Here is a 14,480-nt window from a genome sequence, read left to right on the forward strand (position 1 = left end):
CCGTCGGCAGGCGGCTTAATTCTTGTCGACCGGCTTCGAACGCATTCGCGAAACGGTCTCACGCTCGGCCCGCTTCGAACGCATCGGCGGCAGGCCGCGGTCGATCAGGTCCATGTCTTCCAGCACCATGTCGCCCATCCGCTTGAAGGCGATGTCAAGCGCGCCGGCCCGGTGGGCGGAGCGCAGGAACCCCGGCAATGTACGGACCGGGTGATCCTGGGCCAGAGGCTCCTCAGGAAAAACATCGCTGGCGGCGACGATATGGCCGCTGCGGACGGCGTCCATCAGTGCCGGGAAATCGACCACGCCGGCTCGGCTGAGCAGGATGAAAGCGGCTCCCTTGCGCATCCTGGCAAACGCCTCGGCACCAAGGAAACCCTGGTTTTCGCTGGTCACCGAAGCGACGACGAAGATGAAATCGCTGTTCGACAGAACGTCGTCGAGAGAGGCCGGCTCGACGCCGTTTTCGATCAGGATCGACGGCGGCAGCCACGGGTCGAAGACTTTTGTCCGCGTGCGAAAGCCTGACAGCAGCCGGTTGAGCGCACGGCCAAGATCGCCGAAGCCGATAATGCCGACATCCGCGCCGGAAAGAAGCCGTGCCGTCCGGTTGCCGTCGCCGCCCCACAGCTCCTTGCCATGACGAAATGCGAGATCGGCGTCGACGATGCCGCGGGCGAGGTTGAGCGCCATGGCAAGGCCGAGCTCGGCCACCGGTTCGGCAAACACCAGCCCGGTGGTGACGACATGGATGCCGCGCGAAAACAGCGTCTCGTAGGGCATGTTGTTGATGAGGTTGCTCTCGACATTGAAGATGCAGCGCAGCGCCTTCATTCTTTCCAGCGTCTCCGGCGCGATAGGTGGCTGGCCGACGATGTAGCGCGCCTCGGCAAGGATATCGGCCGGCAGCGCCGCCACCGCTTCGGGCGATATTTCGACGATGCGGTATTTCGATCGAAATTTCGCCAGCGCAGCCGGCGTGAAGATCAGGTCGAGCGTGCGCGGTTCGGGTGCGCTGATCACCAGCGGCAAGGCGCTGTCGGACATGATGATTTCCTCCCGTGCGATCCGCGTCGCACCACACTAGAATCGTCTTCCCCGCCCCGACACCTATCACATGCCTGTCGAGGAGGAGAAGTTTGCCTGCCTTCGGCCTTGCGGTGCGGCGGTCGGTGGTCCAGATAGACGGCGATCGAAGGACGACAAGGAAGACAGCGACATGATCCCGTTTCGAAAGAACCTCATCGATGGAGAGTGGGTAGGCGATGCCGGCTCCCGTAACATCAACCCGTCCAATCTCGACGACGTGGTCGGCGAATATGCATCGGGAGGCGCCGAGCACGCCCGGCAGGCCATCGCGGCGGCGAAAGCGGCATTTCCGGCATGGTCTCGATCGGGCCTGCTGGCACGCCATGCGGTGCTGAGGAAGGCGTCGGACGAGATCACCGCGCGGAAAGATGAAATAGGCCGGGCGTTGGCGCGCGAAGAAGGCAAGACGCTGGTCGAGGGCATCGGCGAGACTGTGCGGGCCGCCCAGATATTCGATTTTTTCGCCGGCGAGGCGTTGCGCCTGTCGGGCGAGCTGGTGCCGAGCGTGCGGCCCGGCGTCGGCGTCGAGATCACCCGCGAAGCGGTCGGCGTCGTCGGCATCATCACGCCGTGGAATTTCCCGATCGCCATTCCGGCTTGGAAAATCGCTCCGGCGCTGGCCTACGGCAACACCATCGTCTTCAAGCCGGCGGAACTCGTTCCGGAGAGCGCCTGGACCATTGTCGACATCCTGCACCGCGCCGGGCTGCCCAAGGGTGTGCTCAACCTGGTGATGGGCAAAGGTTCGGTGGTCGGCCAGGCGATGCTCGACAGTCCTGACCTCAACGCCATCACCTTCACCGGCTCGGTCGGCACCGGCAAGCGCGTCGCCGCCGCCAGCGTCGAGCACATGCGCAAGTTCCAGCTCGAAATGGGCGGCAAGAACCCGCTTGTGGTGCTCGACGATGCCGACCTTGCCGTCGCGGTCGACTGCGCCATCAACGGTGCCTACTTCTCGACCGGCCAGCGCTGCACGGCGTCGTCCCGCCTGGTGGTGACGGACGGCATCCACGACCGCTTCGTCGAGGCGCTCAAGGACCGCATGGCCAAGTTGGTCGTCGGCGACGCTCTCGATGCCAAGACGCAGATCGGGCCGGTTGTCGACCAGAGCCAGCTCAAACAGGACGAGGACTATATCGCCATCGGACGTCAGGAAGGTGCCGATCTCGCCTTCGGCGGCGAGCGGCTCGATCGCGAAACCCGCGGCTTCTATTTGCAGCCTGCGCTGTTCACCGAAACCACCAACGCCATGCGCATCTCGCGCGAGGAGATTTTCGGCCCGGTCGCCAACGTCATCCGCGTCAAGGATTATGACGAGGCGCTGGCGGTGGCCAACGACACGCCGTTCGGGCTGACGTCCGGCATCTGCACCTCGAGCCTCAAGCATGCCACGCACTTCAAGCGCAATTCGGAAGCCGGCATGGTCATGGTCAATCTGCCGACGGCCGGCGTCGACTTCCACGTGCCTTTCGGCGGGCGCAAGGGATCGAGCTACGGCCCGCGCGAGCAGGGCCGCTATGCCGCAGAGTTCTACACCACGGTGAAGACCGCTTACACGTTTGCCGGCTAAGAAAAGGCGGCAGACCAGCCAGGCAGCGAGCAAGTCGATGGCATCTGAGAATACGGACCTGACCTGGCTCAATCCGCCGCCGCACCACGCCTTCGGCAACAATACGGTGCATGTACGGACCGGTGAGGAGACCGACTTCTGGCGCGAGACGTTCTACGGCTTCTGGCGCGACAATGGCCATTTCCTCTATCGTGAGGTCGAGGGCGATTTCAGCGCCGAAGTCACCGTCAAGGGGCACTATGAGGTGCTTTACGATCAGGCCGGGCTTATGGTCCGTCTGAGCGAGACGCACTGGATCAAGGCCGGCATCGAATACACCGACGGGCTGATGTATTTTTCCGTCGTCGTCACCAACGATGCCTCCGACTGGTCGCTGGCCAGCATTCCGGCCGATCCGGACGGGGTCAGGATCCGCATGACCCGCCATGCCGAGACGATCCGCGTCCAGTATCGCGACCCATCTGACAAGCACTGGAAACCGGTGCGGCTTGCCTATTTCCCCCCGTCGAAAACGGTCGATGTCGGCATGATGTGCTGTTCGCCGCAGCGCGAGGGCTTCGAAGTGACATTCAGCGACTTTTCGATCGGCCCGCCGATCTCGCGGGAGCTTCACGACTGAGGCGCCGCGATCCGGTCGGGCGGTTTGCGTCCGGCCCCGCCTCAGTAGGTCGCCCGGCCGCCGGAGACGTCGAAGACGGCCGCCGTTGTGAACGAGCATTCCTCGGACGCGATCCAGCAGATCAGCGCCGCCACCTCCTCGACCTCGCCGAACCGCGCCATCGGTATTTTGGACAGCATGAAGTCGATGTGTTGCTGGCTCATCTGCTGGAAGATCGCGGTGCGCACGGCCGCCGGCGTGACGCAGTTCACCGTTACTTTGGTCTTGGCCAGTTCCTTGCCGAGCGATTTGGTCATGCCGATCACCGCCGCCTTGGAGGTGCTGTAGGCCGAGGCGTTCGGGTTACCTTCCTTGCCGGCAATCGAGGCGATGTTGATGATCCTGCCGTAATTGCGTTCGAGCATATGCGGGACCAGCGCCTTGTTGCAGAAGAAGACGCCGTTGATGTTGATGTCGGTGACCCGGCGCCAATCCTCCACCGAATACTCCCAGGTCGTCATGTTCGGCCCGGTGATGGCAGCACTGGTGACAAGGACATCGACCGCGCCAAGCGCTTCGATCGTCTCTCCGGCGGCGGCTTCGACCGCTATGGGGTCGGCGACGTCTAAGGTGACGCTGTGCAGGCCTGGAACAATGGCCTTGGCCTGCTCGATCTGGGCGGCATCGCGATCCCAGACCGAAACACGCCCGCCTTCGCCAGTGATCCTTTGCGCGACGGCCAGGCCGATGCCTGAGGCGCCGCCGGTGATAACAGCAGATCGTCCGGCAAATCGTCCCGCGAAACTCATCGGCATGTGGTCTTCCTCCCAATTGGCGGCGAATGTGAAGTCAACGGCGGACAAGTTCAAGCGCGGACTTGCAACCTCAGAACAGCTTATGATGGGCCAGCACCGGTCAATTGTACGGCACTGCCTTCTGGCCAAATCGTCTCGCCCGGTATGGAGAGAACGGCTGGAACGACGCGCCCGGTTGGCATCCGGGTGACAGGCGGCGCCGGATGGGTTATATTGCACTGCACAATGCGAGCGCCTGCAGGCGAGGCTCCCATCGATCCGACGAATCGGCCCACGAGCGGCCCATGAAATCGGCATTGAGCTGCAAGGACGGAAAACCGCTATCGAGATGAAGATTCCAAAATCTCTGTTGATCGATCCGGACAAGAACACGGTCTATGGCAGCTTTGCCGTTGCCGTCTCGATCTGGGCGTTTTCCTACTCGACCATTTTCGGCCAGGCCATGATCCTGGCCTACTATGCAGTCTGGCTACCGCTCATCCTGGTCGACTACCGCAAGATATTAAGGCACGCTTCCAGCGCCTGGCTTCCGCTGGCCTTTGCAACCTATGTCTGCTTCTCGGTGTTCTGGTCGGCGGCTCCCGGCACCACGGCAAGAACGGCCGTCCAATATTGCTCCCATATCGCCTGCGCCTACATTGCCGCGCGCACCGTCAGCGTCCGGACCTTGACCATAGGCGCCCTGATCGGGATTTTCGTCGTCCTGCTCTACTCGCTCAAGGTCGCGAGCTATTCCTACGACGTTCTCGATGGGACGTATAATTTCGTCGGCGCGTTCAGCTCCAAGAACCAGATCGGCTTTGTCGCATCGCTTGGCATCTATTTCTGCGTTGTCTACCTGGCCTTTCTCAGGCGCGGCCGGATAAGCTGTTTGTTGATCGTACCGATTGTCCTTCTATCGGGCTATCTGCTGGTGGTGTCGCATTCCGCCACTTCGATGGCATCTACCCCCGCGGTTCTCGCTCTGGTCGCCCTGCTTTCCATCGGCAAGCTGCTTTCGCTCCGCCATCGCCGGGTAATTTTCATAATCGGTGCGGGCGGGCTGGTCGCCTGCACCGTGATTGCGCTGAATCTCGGGCTGATGGACTTTGTCCTTGGCCTTTTCGGCAAGGATTCGACGCTCACCGGACGAACCTACCTCTGGCAACAGGGCTGGAATGCCGCGCAGCAATCGCCCATCCTCGGCGTCGGCTACGCGGCTTATTGGGTGCAGGGCTTCTCCGAGGCCGAGCGGCTGTGGAACGAATTCTATATCGCCGCGCGAAGCGGCTTCCACTTCCACAACACCTACATCGAGACCTTGGTGGAACTCGGCTTCGTCGGCGCGACACTGCTTTCGCTGATCATCCTGCGCACGCTCTGGGGTCACGTCTCGGCGCTGATATTCAGGACATGGCAAGCCGACTCCGTGATTCTTGCCGGCGTCATGGTGCTTCTGTTCATCCGATCCTTCGTCGAGGTCGAGACCCTCAATCCCTACATCATGGGATCGTTCCTGCTGTACTACAGCTACTTCAAGCTGGTGAGGGTGCCGGCCGTCGCTCCTTCCCGGTGGAGCGCCGTGAACCATCTCGAGGAACCGGACGCCGTGCGAGGCTAGAGCGGGCGGATCCAGGCGGTTCGTTGCCCGAAGGCCGCCTTGTTTTCTGATCCATAAGATCCCAAACGCAAAAACCCCGCAGACCGCTGCCTGCGGGGTTGGTGCTTTGCTCCGGTGGAAAGAAGCTACTGGATGGCCATGGGCGCCGGTTTGACCTTGATCACGTCCCCTGGCAGCACCGGCGTGTCTTCATCGGCGGTGATTTCGCTGGTCTTGCCGTCGACCACCCGCACCAGGGAAAATGACAAGGCCGCTGGTTCGTTGTTGCCGTAGAATTGCGGCATGGGGCTGCCCGACAAGGCTTCGGACATCAAGGCCTTTTCCATATTCAGCTTCAGCGTCGCCTCGTTGAGATCGGCTTCCGTCTGTTGCCGGTCGGTCGCGAGGCTGGAGTTCTGGGTGTTCTCGAGATCGATGGCGTCCTGGGTGGCCTTGCTGATCGACTGCTTGGCCGTGAGAATCGCCGTTTCGTAATCCAGGATCTGGCCCTCGAGGTCGGCGATGGTTTGCTGCGAGTTCAAAACCCGCGTGTTGACGACCAGGCCCTTTTGCGCCAGCGAGCCGATGCCGTTGAGCTGCTCCTTCGCCAGATCAACCTGCTTCTGCTGGTTGACGATCTTTTTCTGCAGCGAATCGATCTCGCTCTGCAGCAGCGCCTTCAAATCGTCGAGCGCCTGCAAGCGCAGCTTGAGTTTCTTCTGGTCGGCCGCCAGGATCGCCGTCTCATCGGCAACGATGCTGGGCAGCTTCGGATCGTCGGCCACCTCTTTCGGCACCGCGAATGTCGGCTTGTCCGCCAGTTCCGCTTCGATGCGGGCGCGCTTGACGGTCAGCCTGACCAATTGGTCTTGTAGTACGTCGAAATTGCCCTTGGCATTGATCAGGTCGCGGTCGTAGCGCTGTCCGCTCTCCGGGTTCCGCCGGGCTCCGCCGGCAATGCTCATCGCTTTCAGCACGGACAACCCAGGCACACAAGGATACTGGCCGGGCGATTGCACCTCGCCAGAGATGTAGAATGGCCGGTACTGCGCCATTTCGACGGAAGCCTCCGGCTTGTCGGCCAGAGCGAGCTTGCGCTGCAGCGCCTCGCCGAGCGATGCCGCGATCTCCGAAGTCGTCTTGCCGGATGCGGGCATCTCGCCGACGAAGGGAACCGACAAGGTTCCAGCGGGGCCGACCGTGTATTCTCCATTGATGGCCGACCAGTCACGAAACGTGCCTTCGACGGTCTGCCATTCCGCCACGCGGATGGTCAGCTTGTCCTGTGCTCCAAGCCGATAGTCGTCGGCGAAGGCAAACTGTGGCAAGGCTAGCGACAGGGTCAGGCCGGTCGCCATTGTAAGGCAAGTCGTCAAAAGCCGTACTCGCCGCATGCGTCTGGAGAGAATGCCGGTGCAAAAGATATCGATTATATCTGCTTTCAACTGAGCGTTTCCGATCTGGTTTGCCCCGCCCGATGAGCTGCCGATGCCTGAGTTAGGGGCCTGAGTTCCGGGCCCGAATTCTGGACAGCCGCTCCTCGATGCACGGCCAGCAAGCGGCCGTCAGTAGCAGCCTCGCGACATCCAGACCGCAGGTACGGTCTTGATGATGATGCGAATGTCTTCGAACATCGACCAGTTCTCGACATAGTGCCTGTCGAATGCGACGCGGCTGTCATACGAAACATCGTTGCGTCCGCTGACCTGCCAGAGCCCGGTGAGGCCGGGGCGCGATTTCAGGTAATAGACGGCCGAATTGCCATATATCTCCAGCTCATCGCGCACCACGGGACGAGGCCCGACCAGGCTCATATCCCCCTGCAGGATGTTGATGATCTGCGGCAACTCATCGAGGCTGAGCTTCCTCAGCACCGCTCCGACGCGCGTGATCCGCGGGTCGTTCTTCAACTTGCGGGTCGCTATCCATTCGGCGTTGGCCTCCGGATTCGCGGCGAGATAGGCAGCAAGCACCCGCTCGCCGTCTGCAACCATGGTGCGGAACTTGAGGCACGGAAAAATCCGTCCTCCGCGGCCGATTCGGCTGTGACCATAGAAAATCGGCCCGCCATCGGAAAACCTGACAAGCAGCGCTATCATTACGAACAGCGGGCTGAGAGCGACCAGGCCGATCAGCGAACCGACAATATCGAAGCTGCGTTTGAGCAGGCCGCCAATCGGTGGCGGAAAATCGACGCCGGCCTGCGAAAAATCCGCATCGGCCGGCTTGGCTACGTCCCTCATGCGTAAACTCCATACGTTGAACGGATGGTTTACCGCACGATACCAAAAAAATGTTGCAGCGCAACACACAATTTCTCAGACGGCTGTAATAGTCGCGTCATGAACTGACTAAATAATAAACTCGTCCTGCACAAAATTTCCCATTTATGTCGCAAAAGAGACAGATTATGGGCAATTTTGGAAAAGCTAGTCCAATTTTTGGGCTGATTTTAGGCGAATCGCTCTTTATACCCTCCTGTGGAGCTTTGCCGTCATTTAGAATTTCAAGATAATGACTGATGTTATGATAAAATACTATTCAATATTATGAATCATACTGGAGCGAGTCGATATCCGGCAATTAGTGGTGATGCCGACGTGTGCGTTGCACCATGGCGGAGTCGATCCCGAGGATTCGTTTAAAATTTATTCCGCAGCTGCCCTTGCCGCCTATTGCGTGGCTCAATAGAGTTGCAAATTGTTTCTGTCGGACTATGGACAGATTGGGCTAGGCCGGAAGCAACCGGCCAGAAGCGGGCAACCTAAATAAGCTCGCAGAGTTTAAGGGAGGTGCTCGGGGTGGGCTTGTCGACATTTTTCCCGAGCCGGTTGATGGGCTATCGGGTATGTCACTGCCAAAGTTCATTATCGGAATGTGTTTTGCGCTGGCGATCGTGATCGTCTGGTCCTATTTGGGCGGCGCCTCGCTCGGTACGACGCTGTTTCGTGTCATCGGCTGCGCTATAGTCATCCAACTGGGTTATTTTCTGCTGGTCTTTGCCATGGTTGCCAGAAATGCCCCGACCCCGGCCGACAAAATCCGCGACGCTGAACGAAAGCTGAGTTCGAACGAAGCGGCCGAAGGCGAGAAACTCAGCGCCAGGAGAGGCCTTCACTGATTTCGGGCCTGGTCGCGGTCTGCGATGTCCATGTGACCTGTGGTTAAGCTCGCCGGTCCTCTGACGAATTGCTCGCCTCAAACGACACCGGCAGTCGGCATTCCTGCTCTTTCAATTCCTTGACACTGCGGGCCTCGACGCGCTCGCTCCGCCCCGCCGCCGTCCGGTCGGCGAGGATCAGCAACTGGTTTCTGCCAGTCGAGCGCTCTGATGGAGCGTGTAGGAACGGCTCTGCCAAGCGGCGCATTTCTGGAGCCATCCCGATTGAGGCTCGCCGCCTGCCCAACCGGGCCATGACACCCAGCAAAATGAAAAACTGGACGGCGCCGATGATTTTGGCGATGCTTGCTTCGCACTTGCAGCATAGGCGTTTGGGCCGATGCATTTCAGAATGGGCGGTGGGGCATTGAGCGGACGGGGCGAGGAAATCCGCAACGACTTCTGCAATCGAGAGGCATGTTCATGACATCATTCCAGGTCTGCGTGATCATCGCCGCCCGCAATGCGGCGCGGACAATCCCGGCTGCCATTGCATCGGCATTACGCGAGCCTGAGGTTGCGGAAGTTGTCGTCGTCGACGACGCGTCTACCGACGATACCGCGAAAGTCGCCCACGCGGCCGGCGACGGCACGGGCCGCCTTTCCGTCATCCGCTTCGACGTCAATCGCGGCCCATCGTTTGCACGCAACGCCGCGATAGCCGGTTCCAGGTCGCCGTTCATCAGCATTCTGGACGCTGATGATTTCTTTTTCGAAGGCAGGTTTCACAGACTGTTCGCCAGCACCGATTGGGATTTCGCCGCAGACAACATCATGCTTGTCAGGGATGACGCGGCAACCGACGTTTCGAAAATCGTTGCTCCACCGTTCTCGCCCGAGCCGGAATTCCTCGATTTCGAGGGTTTCATCGACGCCAACATCTCCAGGCGCCGTGTGCAACGCGGGGAACTGGGCTTCCTCAAGCCGGTGATCAGCCGCGCCTTTCTCGATCGGCATGGGCTGCGCTACGACGAGAAGCTGCGCCTGGGTGAAGACTATGAACTCTATGCGCGCGCGGTTGCCCATGGCGCGCGCTTCAAGGTCATCAAATCCTGTGGCTACGGCGCGATCGTGCGCGCCGATTCGCTGAGCGGACGGCACAAGACCCAGGACCTGAAGCATCTGGCCGATGCCGACCTGGCGCTGCTTGCGATCGACAGTTTGCCGGAGGCATCGAAGGCTGCGCTGAGAAGGCACGAGCGGCACATCCGCGACAAATACCGGTTGCGGAAGTTTTTAGACGTGAAGGCTGAGCGTGGGCTGGCGCCGGCCGCGGCCTACGCCTTGGCCGGCTCGTCCAACCTCACAGCCGTCGTCCGCGGCGTCGCCTCCGATAAGCTGGATGCGCTGTTTCGCCGCGCCGGCCTCGCCGCGAAGCGTCAGCATGTGCCGCCGCTGCGCTTCCTCATGGCCGGAACCAGCACGGCCAGCGAAAGCTAGGCCCGTCAACGTGCGACGGCGGTAGCTACTCCCTTACCCTTCGGTCGGCTCGGACCGTTTCAACGAGATTCATGAGTTTACGATCTAGGTGGTTGCCTATCCGCGCAGGGAATGGCAATCTATGTTGCGGTGCAGCAATTTTGGACGGCCAACCGAACTGGCCCGAGACATACCCTGTCGGAGGAGCTGGACGATGCAAGAAATGTCTGTTGAATGTGGACGCGCACTAAGGCCGTTCACCAGCTCGACGATGATGGGGCGCTGACTGCATGGCCTCGATCTTTCGCTTCCGATCGAGAGATCCGGCGCGCGACACGCAGACCGACACCTCGCGCCTCGATCGGTTGGCAAAGCTGCTGGACCAGATCTCGGCCGAAGTCGAGGCGGAGAAGAGCGGCCTTGAGAACCGCTACAGGACGACGGCTACCAATGCCGCCTTTCTGGTCGAGGCCATGGAGAACGGAGCGGTCTCCTCTCGCAGGTCTTCCGAAGTCGGCGAACTGACCAGGTCGATCCTGAATTGCGAGCGGCGCATCGCAGCGCTGTCGCGCCAGATGCAGATGATGAAGGATCTCCGTCATTCGCTGGATGAAATCTTCGACGAGAAGCGGCAGAACGGTCCCGACATAAGGACCGATTTTGTGAAGCCCGCCGATTCCGGCACAGGCTGAGCGAACACCCCGGGTCGGCGCAATGGTTTTAGGCACAACACGGAGCTTGGGAGCGACAGAGGTCGAGATCAGGTTGTTTCGTCACGGTTCGAACGATCGCTTTGGGGGCGCACAGCACAAGGTGAATTTGATATGAACGCAGATCTTAAAAGCACGCCCGCCCCGGCAACCCGAGGCACCCTGTTCACGCACCCGATCCCAGGCAAGCTGCGGCGGCTCCGTTCAGACGGCGCGTTTCTGCTGATTGGTCTCGTCAGCATGGTTGCGGGCCTGGTGCCCGTGCGCGCCCAGGATCTCCCAACCGCGCCGTCCTTTGTCGATGATTTCACCAGCCTCAGTCGCGCGCGCTGGTACATTTCCGACGGCTGGACGAACGGCAAGCATCAGAACTGCACCTGGTCCAAAAGCCTGATCGGGCTTTCCGACGGCATGCTGACGCTCGGTTTCGAGAAGCGCAAGCTGAAGGATCGCGAATTCGCCTGCGCCGAGATCCAGACCAAGCAGCGCTTCGGCTACGGCACTTACGAGGCGCGGATGAAGACCGACACGGGCTCCGGCGTCAACGCGGCATTCTTCAGCTTCGTCGGCGATGCCGACAAGCAGCCGCATGATGAAATCGACTTCGAGGTGCTGACCAAGGACACGTCCAAGGTTCAAGTCAACGCCTACATAGCCGGCAAAGGCAAGAACGAGAAACTGGTCGACGTCGCTGGCGGCACCGACAAGGCCTTCAACGACTACGCCTTCGTCTGGGAAAAGGACCGGCTGCGCTGGTACGTCAACGGCAAGCTTGTCCACGAGATCACCGATCCGGCGAAGCTGCCCACCCATTCGCAAAGGATCTATTTCAGCCTGTGGGGCAGCGATACGATGAAGGGCTGGATGGGGCCGTTCTCGGATCCGGGCCGCAAGCTCACCATGCAGGTGGATCGTGTTGCATTCACCGCACTTGGCCAGCCCTGCCAATTCCCCGAATCGCTGGCATGCAAGACAAACTAGAAGCGCATCTGAATCGGCCGGGCCGAAGGTGGTCGGAAAACCGAAGCTCGAAAAGGCCCGAAACCTTGAACAGGAATGAAACCGAATGAATTTGACTGTCTTTGGAATCGGCTATGTCGGTCTTGTACAGGCGGCGGTGCTTGCCGAAGTCGGCCATCAGGTGGTCTGTGTCGACATCGATGCAAAAAAGGTCGAGCGGCTCAACCAGGGTCATGTCCCGATCTTCGAACCGGGGCTCGAAAACATGGTCAAGGAGAACCATGCCGCCGGCCGCATCAAGTTCACCACCGACGCCGCCGCGGCGATCAAGCATGGCCAGATCCAGATGATCGCCGTCGGCACGCCGCCGGGCGAGGATGGTTCGGCCGACCTCAAATATGTGCTGGCCGTCGCCGAGGCCATCGGTCGTGAGATGGACGAGCCCAAGATCGTCGTCGGCAAGTCGACCGTGCCCGTCGGCACCTGCGAAAGGATAAAGGCCAGGATCGCCGCAACGCTGAAGGCGCGCGGGCGCGAGGATCTCGCTTTCGACGTCGCCTCCAATCCGGAATTCCTCAAGGAAGGGTCTGCTGTGAGCGACTGCATGAAGCCCGACCGGATCATCGTCGGCACCAGCAACGAGGACACCGAGGCGGTGATGCGCGAGCTCTACGCGCCGTTCAACCGCAACCACGAAAAGATGATCGTGATGGATGTGCGCAGTGCCGAGTTCACCAAATACGCGGCCAATTGCATGCTGGCGACCAAGATCAGCTTCATGAATGAAATGGCCAACCTGGCCGAGCAACTGGGCGCCGACATCGAGGAGGTCCGCAAGGGCATCGGCAGCGACCCGCGGATCGGCTACCACTTCATCTATCCGGGCCTCGGCTATGGCGGCTCGTGCTTCCCGAAGGATGTGCGTGCCCTGATCAAGACCGCCGAGGCCGTCAAGTTCGACGCCAAGCTGCTGCGTGCCGTCGAGGAGCGCAACAACCAGCAGAAGTCGGTCCTGTTCGAGAAGGTGGACCGCTATTTCAAGGGCAATCTCAAAGGCAAGACATTTGCGCTGTGGGGCTTGGCCTTCAAACCCAATACCGACGACATGCGCGAGGCCCCGGCCCGCACGCTGATGGAAGCGCTCTGGGCCGCCGGTGCCAATGTGCAGGCCTACGATCCGGAGGCGATGCAGGAATGCCAGGCGATCTACGGGCTGCGCGACGACCTGCAACTGTGCGGCACCAAGGAGGCCGCGCTGCGAGGCGCCGACGCGCTCTTGATCGTGACAGAGTGGAAGAGCTTCAGCGCGCCGTCCTTCGATGCGCTGAAGAACGCGCTGACCACGCCCGTTATCTTCGACGGACGCAATCTCTACGACCCCAAGGTCATCGCCCGCCACGGCATCGAATACCACAGCATCGGTAGAATGGCGGCGTGACGCTAGGGCGGTCCAGCAAGGAGCCAGGTCAATGAAAGTTCTGTTTGCGGGCGGCAACGGCTACACGCCGCAGTTCAGCGGTGGCGTTCAGTCGAGCACGCACCATCTGGTCGAGCAGCTGCGCGAGCACGGTCATGACGCCTCGGTTCTGGCGGCGCTGTTCGGTGACGGCATGTTCGGCTTCAAGGCGCGCGCCAAGATGAAGCTGCTTCGTCAGCGAGCGGTCATCGACAGCTATCCCGGCTATCCGGTCGTGCGGGCATGGTTTCCCTGGGAGGCGGCGCGCTTCGCGGTCGAACGGCTCGATCCCGATGTCGCCGTCGTGCAGTGCCACAAATCGGTGCCGATCGGAAAGGCGCTGCAGGCACTCGGCGTGCCGCTGGTGGTCTATCTGCGGAACGTCGAATTCCACGAACTGGCCGGCGACCTGCGCGAATTGCATTCGGCGCTTTATATCGCCAACTCCGAATTCACTGCGCGCACCTATAAGGAAAGGTTCGGCATCGATTCGACCGTGATCCCGCCGACCATCAATCCCGGGCTCTACAGCACGCCGACCACCGGTGAATTCGTCACGCTGATCAATCCCTACAATGAAAAAGGGTTCGAACTCGCCGTGCGCATCGCCGGCCAATGCCCCGAAATCCCGTTCCTGTTCGTCGAAAGCTGGAAGCTCGACGACGACCATCGGGCGCAGATCGAACAGATCATCGCCCCGCTGCGCAACGTCAGGCTGGAAAGCCGTACTAGCGACATGAAGACCGTCTATGGCCGCACCAAGATTCTGCTGGCGCCCAGCAAATGGGAAGAGGCCTGGGGGCGGGTGGCATCCGAGGCCCATTGCAGCGGCATTCCAGTCGTCGGGTCCCGTCGCGGCGGCCTGCCGGAAGCGATTGGCGCCGGCGGCGTGGTGCTCGACTATGACGCACCGCTCGACGACTGGGTCGCCGCGGTCAGGCGACTATGGAGCGACAAGGCCGAGTACGATCGGCTGTCGGCGGCGGCGCAGCTGTTTTCGGAGCGGCCGCAAATGAACCCCGACAGCCAGTTCGCGACCTTCCTCCGCGTTCTCGACAACGCCAGGCAAGGCGCGCTGGAGCGTGCCGCCTGATGCATTTCGTCCAAAACCATGCACGTTGCCC

14 protein-coding genes are annotated in these 14,480 nt (G+C 60.9%); 9 read left to right on the forward strand and 5 right to left on the reverse strand.

The genetic code is table 11. The annotated features are described in order from the left end of the window. Positions 1-15: 15 nt before the first annotated feature. Positions 16-1,047, reverse strand: a complete 1,032-nt coding sequence (locus tag NKJ55_RS01960) for a hydroxyacid dehydrogenase (RefSeq protein ID WP_352448443.1) — start codon at positions 1,045-1,047, stop codon at positions 16-18. 175 nt (positions 1,048-1,222) lie between these two features. Between NKJ55_RS01960 and NKJ55_RS01965 the strand changes: the two genes are divergently transcribed. Together NKJ55_RS01965 and NKJ55_RS01970 are read left to right on the forward strand one after the other, a co-directional pair. Continuing rightward, positions 1,223-2,659, forward strand: coding sequence for an aldehyde dehydrogenase family protein (locus tag NKJ55_RS01965; protein ID WP_352448672.1), 1,437 nt, complete (start codon positions 1,223-1,225; stop codon positions 2,657-2,659). A 37-nt stretch (positions 2,660-2,696) separates the two neighbouring features. Further along, on the forward strand, positions 2,697-3,278 hold the full coding sequence (locus NKJ55_RS01970; RefSeq protein ID WP_352448444.1) for a DUF1349 domain-containing protein: 582 nt from the start codon (positions 2,697-2,699) through the stop codon (positions 3,276-3,278). A 41-nt stretch (positions 3,279-3,319) separates the two neighbouring features. Here NKJ55_RS01970 and NKJ55_RS01975 read toward each other — a convergent pair whose 3' ends face one another. Continuing rightward, positions 3,320-4,072, reverse strand: a complete 753-nt coding sequence (locus tag NKJ55_RS01975) for an SDR family NAD(P)-dependent oxidoreductase (protein ID WP_352448445.1) — start codon at positions 4,070-4,072, stop codon at positions 3,320-3,322. Positions 4,073-4,400: 328 nt separating this feature from the next. On the opposite strand from NKJ55_RS01975, the gene NKJ55_RS01980 reads away from it, so the two are divergent. After that, on the forward strand, positions 4,401-5,672 hold the full coding sequence (locus NKJ55_RS01980; protein ID WP_352448446.1) for an O-antigen ligase family protein: 1,272 nt from the start codon (positions 4,401-4,403) through the stop codon (positions 5,670-5,672). A 125-nt stretch (positions 5,673-5,797) separates the two neighbouring features. Here NKJ55_RS01980 and NKJ55_RS01985 read toward each other — a convergent pair whose 3' ends face one another. Both NKJ55_RS01985 and NKJ55_RS01990 read right to left on the reverse strand, forming a co-directional pair. After that, complete coding sequence (locus NKJ55_RS01985) at positions 5,798-7,009, reverse strand: polysaccharide biosynthesis/export family protein (protein ID WP_352448673.1); 1,212 nt, start codon at positions 7,007-7,009, stop codon at positions 5,798-5,800. A gap of 207 nt (positions 7,010-7,216) precedes the next feature. After that, a complete protein-coding gene (locus NKJ55_RS01990; RefSeq protein ID WP_352448447.1) occupies positions 7,217-7,894 on the reverse strand; it encodes a sugar transferase in 678 nt (225 codons plus the stop codon). Positions 7,895-8,499: 605 nt separating this feature from the next. Between NKJ55_RS01990 and NKJ55_RS01995 the strand changes: the two genes are divergently transcribed. Continuing rightward, complete coding sequence (locus NKJ55_RS01995) at positions 8,500-8,772, forward strand: exopolysaccharide production repressor protein (protein WP_023676308.1); 273 nt, start codon at positions 8,500-8,502, stop codon at positions 8,770-8,772. A 43-nt stretch (positions 8,773-8,815) separates the two neighbouring features. Here NKJ55_RS01995 and NKJ55_RS02000 read toward each other — a convergent pair whose 3' ends face one another. After that, a complete protein-coding gene (locus NKJ55_RS02000; RefSeq protein ID WP_352448448.1) occupies positions 8,816-8,956 on the reverse strand; it encodes a hypothetical protein in 141 nt (46 codons plus the stop codon). A gap of 272 nt (positions 8,957-9,228) precedes the next feature. Between NKJ55_RS02000 and NKJ55_RS02005 the strand changes: the two genes are divergently transcribed. From NKJ55_RS02005 to NKJ55_RS02025, 5 genes are all read left to right on the forward strand, one after another. Beyond that, entirely contained in the window at positions 9,229-10,251 is a 1,023-nt protein-coding gene (locus NKJ55_RS02005; RefSeq protein WP_352448449.1) for a glycosyltransferase family 2 protein, read from the forward strand. Between the two features lie 269 nt (positions 10,252-10,520). After that, positions 10,521-10,922, forward strand: coding sequence for a hypothetical protein (locus NKJ55_RS02010; RefSeq protein WP_352448450.1), 402 nt, complete (start codon positions 10,521-10,523; stop codon positions 10,920-10,922). A gap of 132 nt (positions 10,923-11,054) precedes the next feature. Then, positions 11,055-11,921: an endo-1,3-1,4-beta-glycanase ExoK gene (gene exoK, locus NKJ55_RS02015; RefSeq protein WP_502904444.1), complete on the forward strand. Its 867-nt coding sequence runs from the start codon at positions 11,055-11,057 to the stop codon at positions 11,919-11,921. Between the two features lie 85 nt (positions 11,922-12,006). Beyond that, positions 12,007-13,338, forward strand: a complete 1,332-nt coding sequence (locus tag NKJ55_RS02020; RefSeq protein ID WP_352448451.1) for a UDP-glucose dehydrogenase family protein — start codon at positions 12,007-12,009, stop codon at positions 13,336-13,338. A gap of 31 nt (positions 13,339-13,369) precedes the next feature. Continuing rightward, positions 13,370-14,449, forward strand: coding sequence for a glycosyltransferase (locus NKJ55_RS02025; protein WP_352448452.1), 1,080 nt, complete (start codon positions 13,370-13,372; stop codon positions 14,447-14,449). Positions 14,450-14,480: the final 31 nt, after the last annotated feature.

The organism is Mesorhizobium sp. M0106, from assembly GCF_040322715.1.
In the GTDB taxonomy this organism is placed as follows: Bacteria; Pseudomonadota; Alphaproteobacteria; order Rhizobiales; family Rhizobiaceae; genus Mesorhizobium.

Coding starts and splice junctions, on each gene's coding strand:
- NKJ55_RS01990 (WP_352448447.1), bottom strand. CDS start 7,894: ATGAGGGACGTAGCCAAGCCGGCCGATGCGGATTTTTCGCAGGCCGGC.
- NKJ55_RS02010 (WP_352448450.1), top strand. CDS start 10,521: ATGGCCTCGATCTTTCGCTTCCGATCGAGAGATCCGGCGCGCGACACG.
- NKJ55_RS01970 (WP_352448444.1), top strand. CDS start 2,697: ATGGCATCTGAGAATACGGACCTGACCTGGCTCAATCCGCCGCCGCAC.
- NKJ55_RS01985 (WP_352448673.1), bottom strand. CDS start 7,009: ATGGCGACCGGCCTGACCCTGTCGCTAGCCTTGCCACAGTTTGCCTTC.
- NKJ55_RS01960 (WP_352448443.1), bottom strand. CDS start 1,047: ATGTCCGACAGCGCCTTGCCGCTGGTGATCAGCGCACCCGAACCGCGC.
- NKJ55_RS01975 (WP_352448445.1), bottom strand. CDS start 4,072: ATGCCGATGAGTTTCGCGGGACGATTTGCCGGACGATCTGCTGTTATC.
- NKJ55_RS02025 (WP_352448452.1), top strand. CDS start 13,370: ATGAAAGTTCTGTTTGCGGGCGGCAACGGCTACACGCCGCAGTTCAGC.
- NKJ55_RS02005 (WP_352448449.1), top strand. CDS start 9,229: ATGTTCATGACATCATTCCAGGTCTGCGTGATCATCGCCGCCCGCAAT.
- NKJ55_RS01980 (WP_352448446.1), top strand. CDS start 4,401: ATGAAGATTCCAAAATCTCTGTTGATCGATCCGGACAAGAACACGGTC.
- exoK (WP_502904444.1), top strand. CDS start 11,055: ATGAACGCAGATCTTAAAAGCACGCCCGCCCCGGCAACCCGAGGCACC.
- NKJ55_RS02020 (WP_352448451.1), top strand. CDS start 12,007: ATGAATTTGACTGTCTTTGGAATCGGCTATGTCGGTCTTGTACAGGCG.
- NKJ55_RS01995 (WP_023676308.1), top strand. CDS start 8,500: ATGTCACTGCCAAAGTTCATTATCGGAATGTGTTTTGCGCTGGCGATC.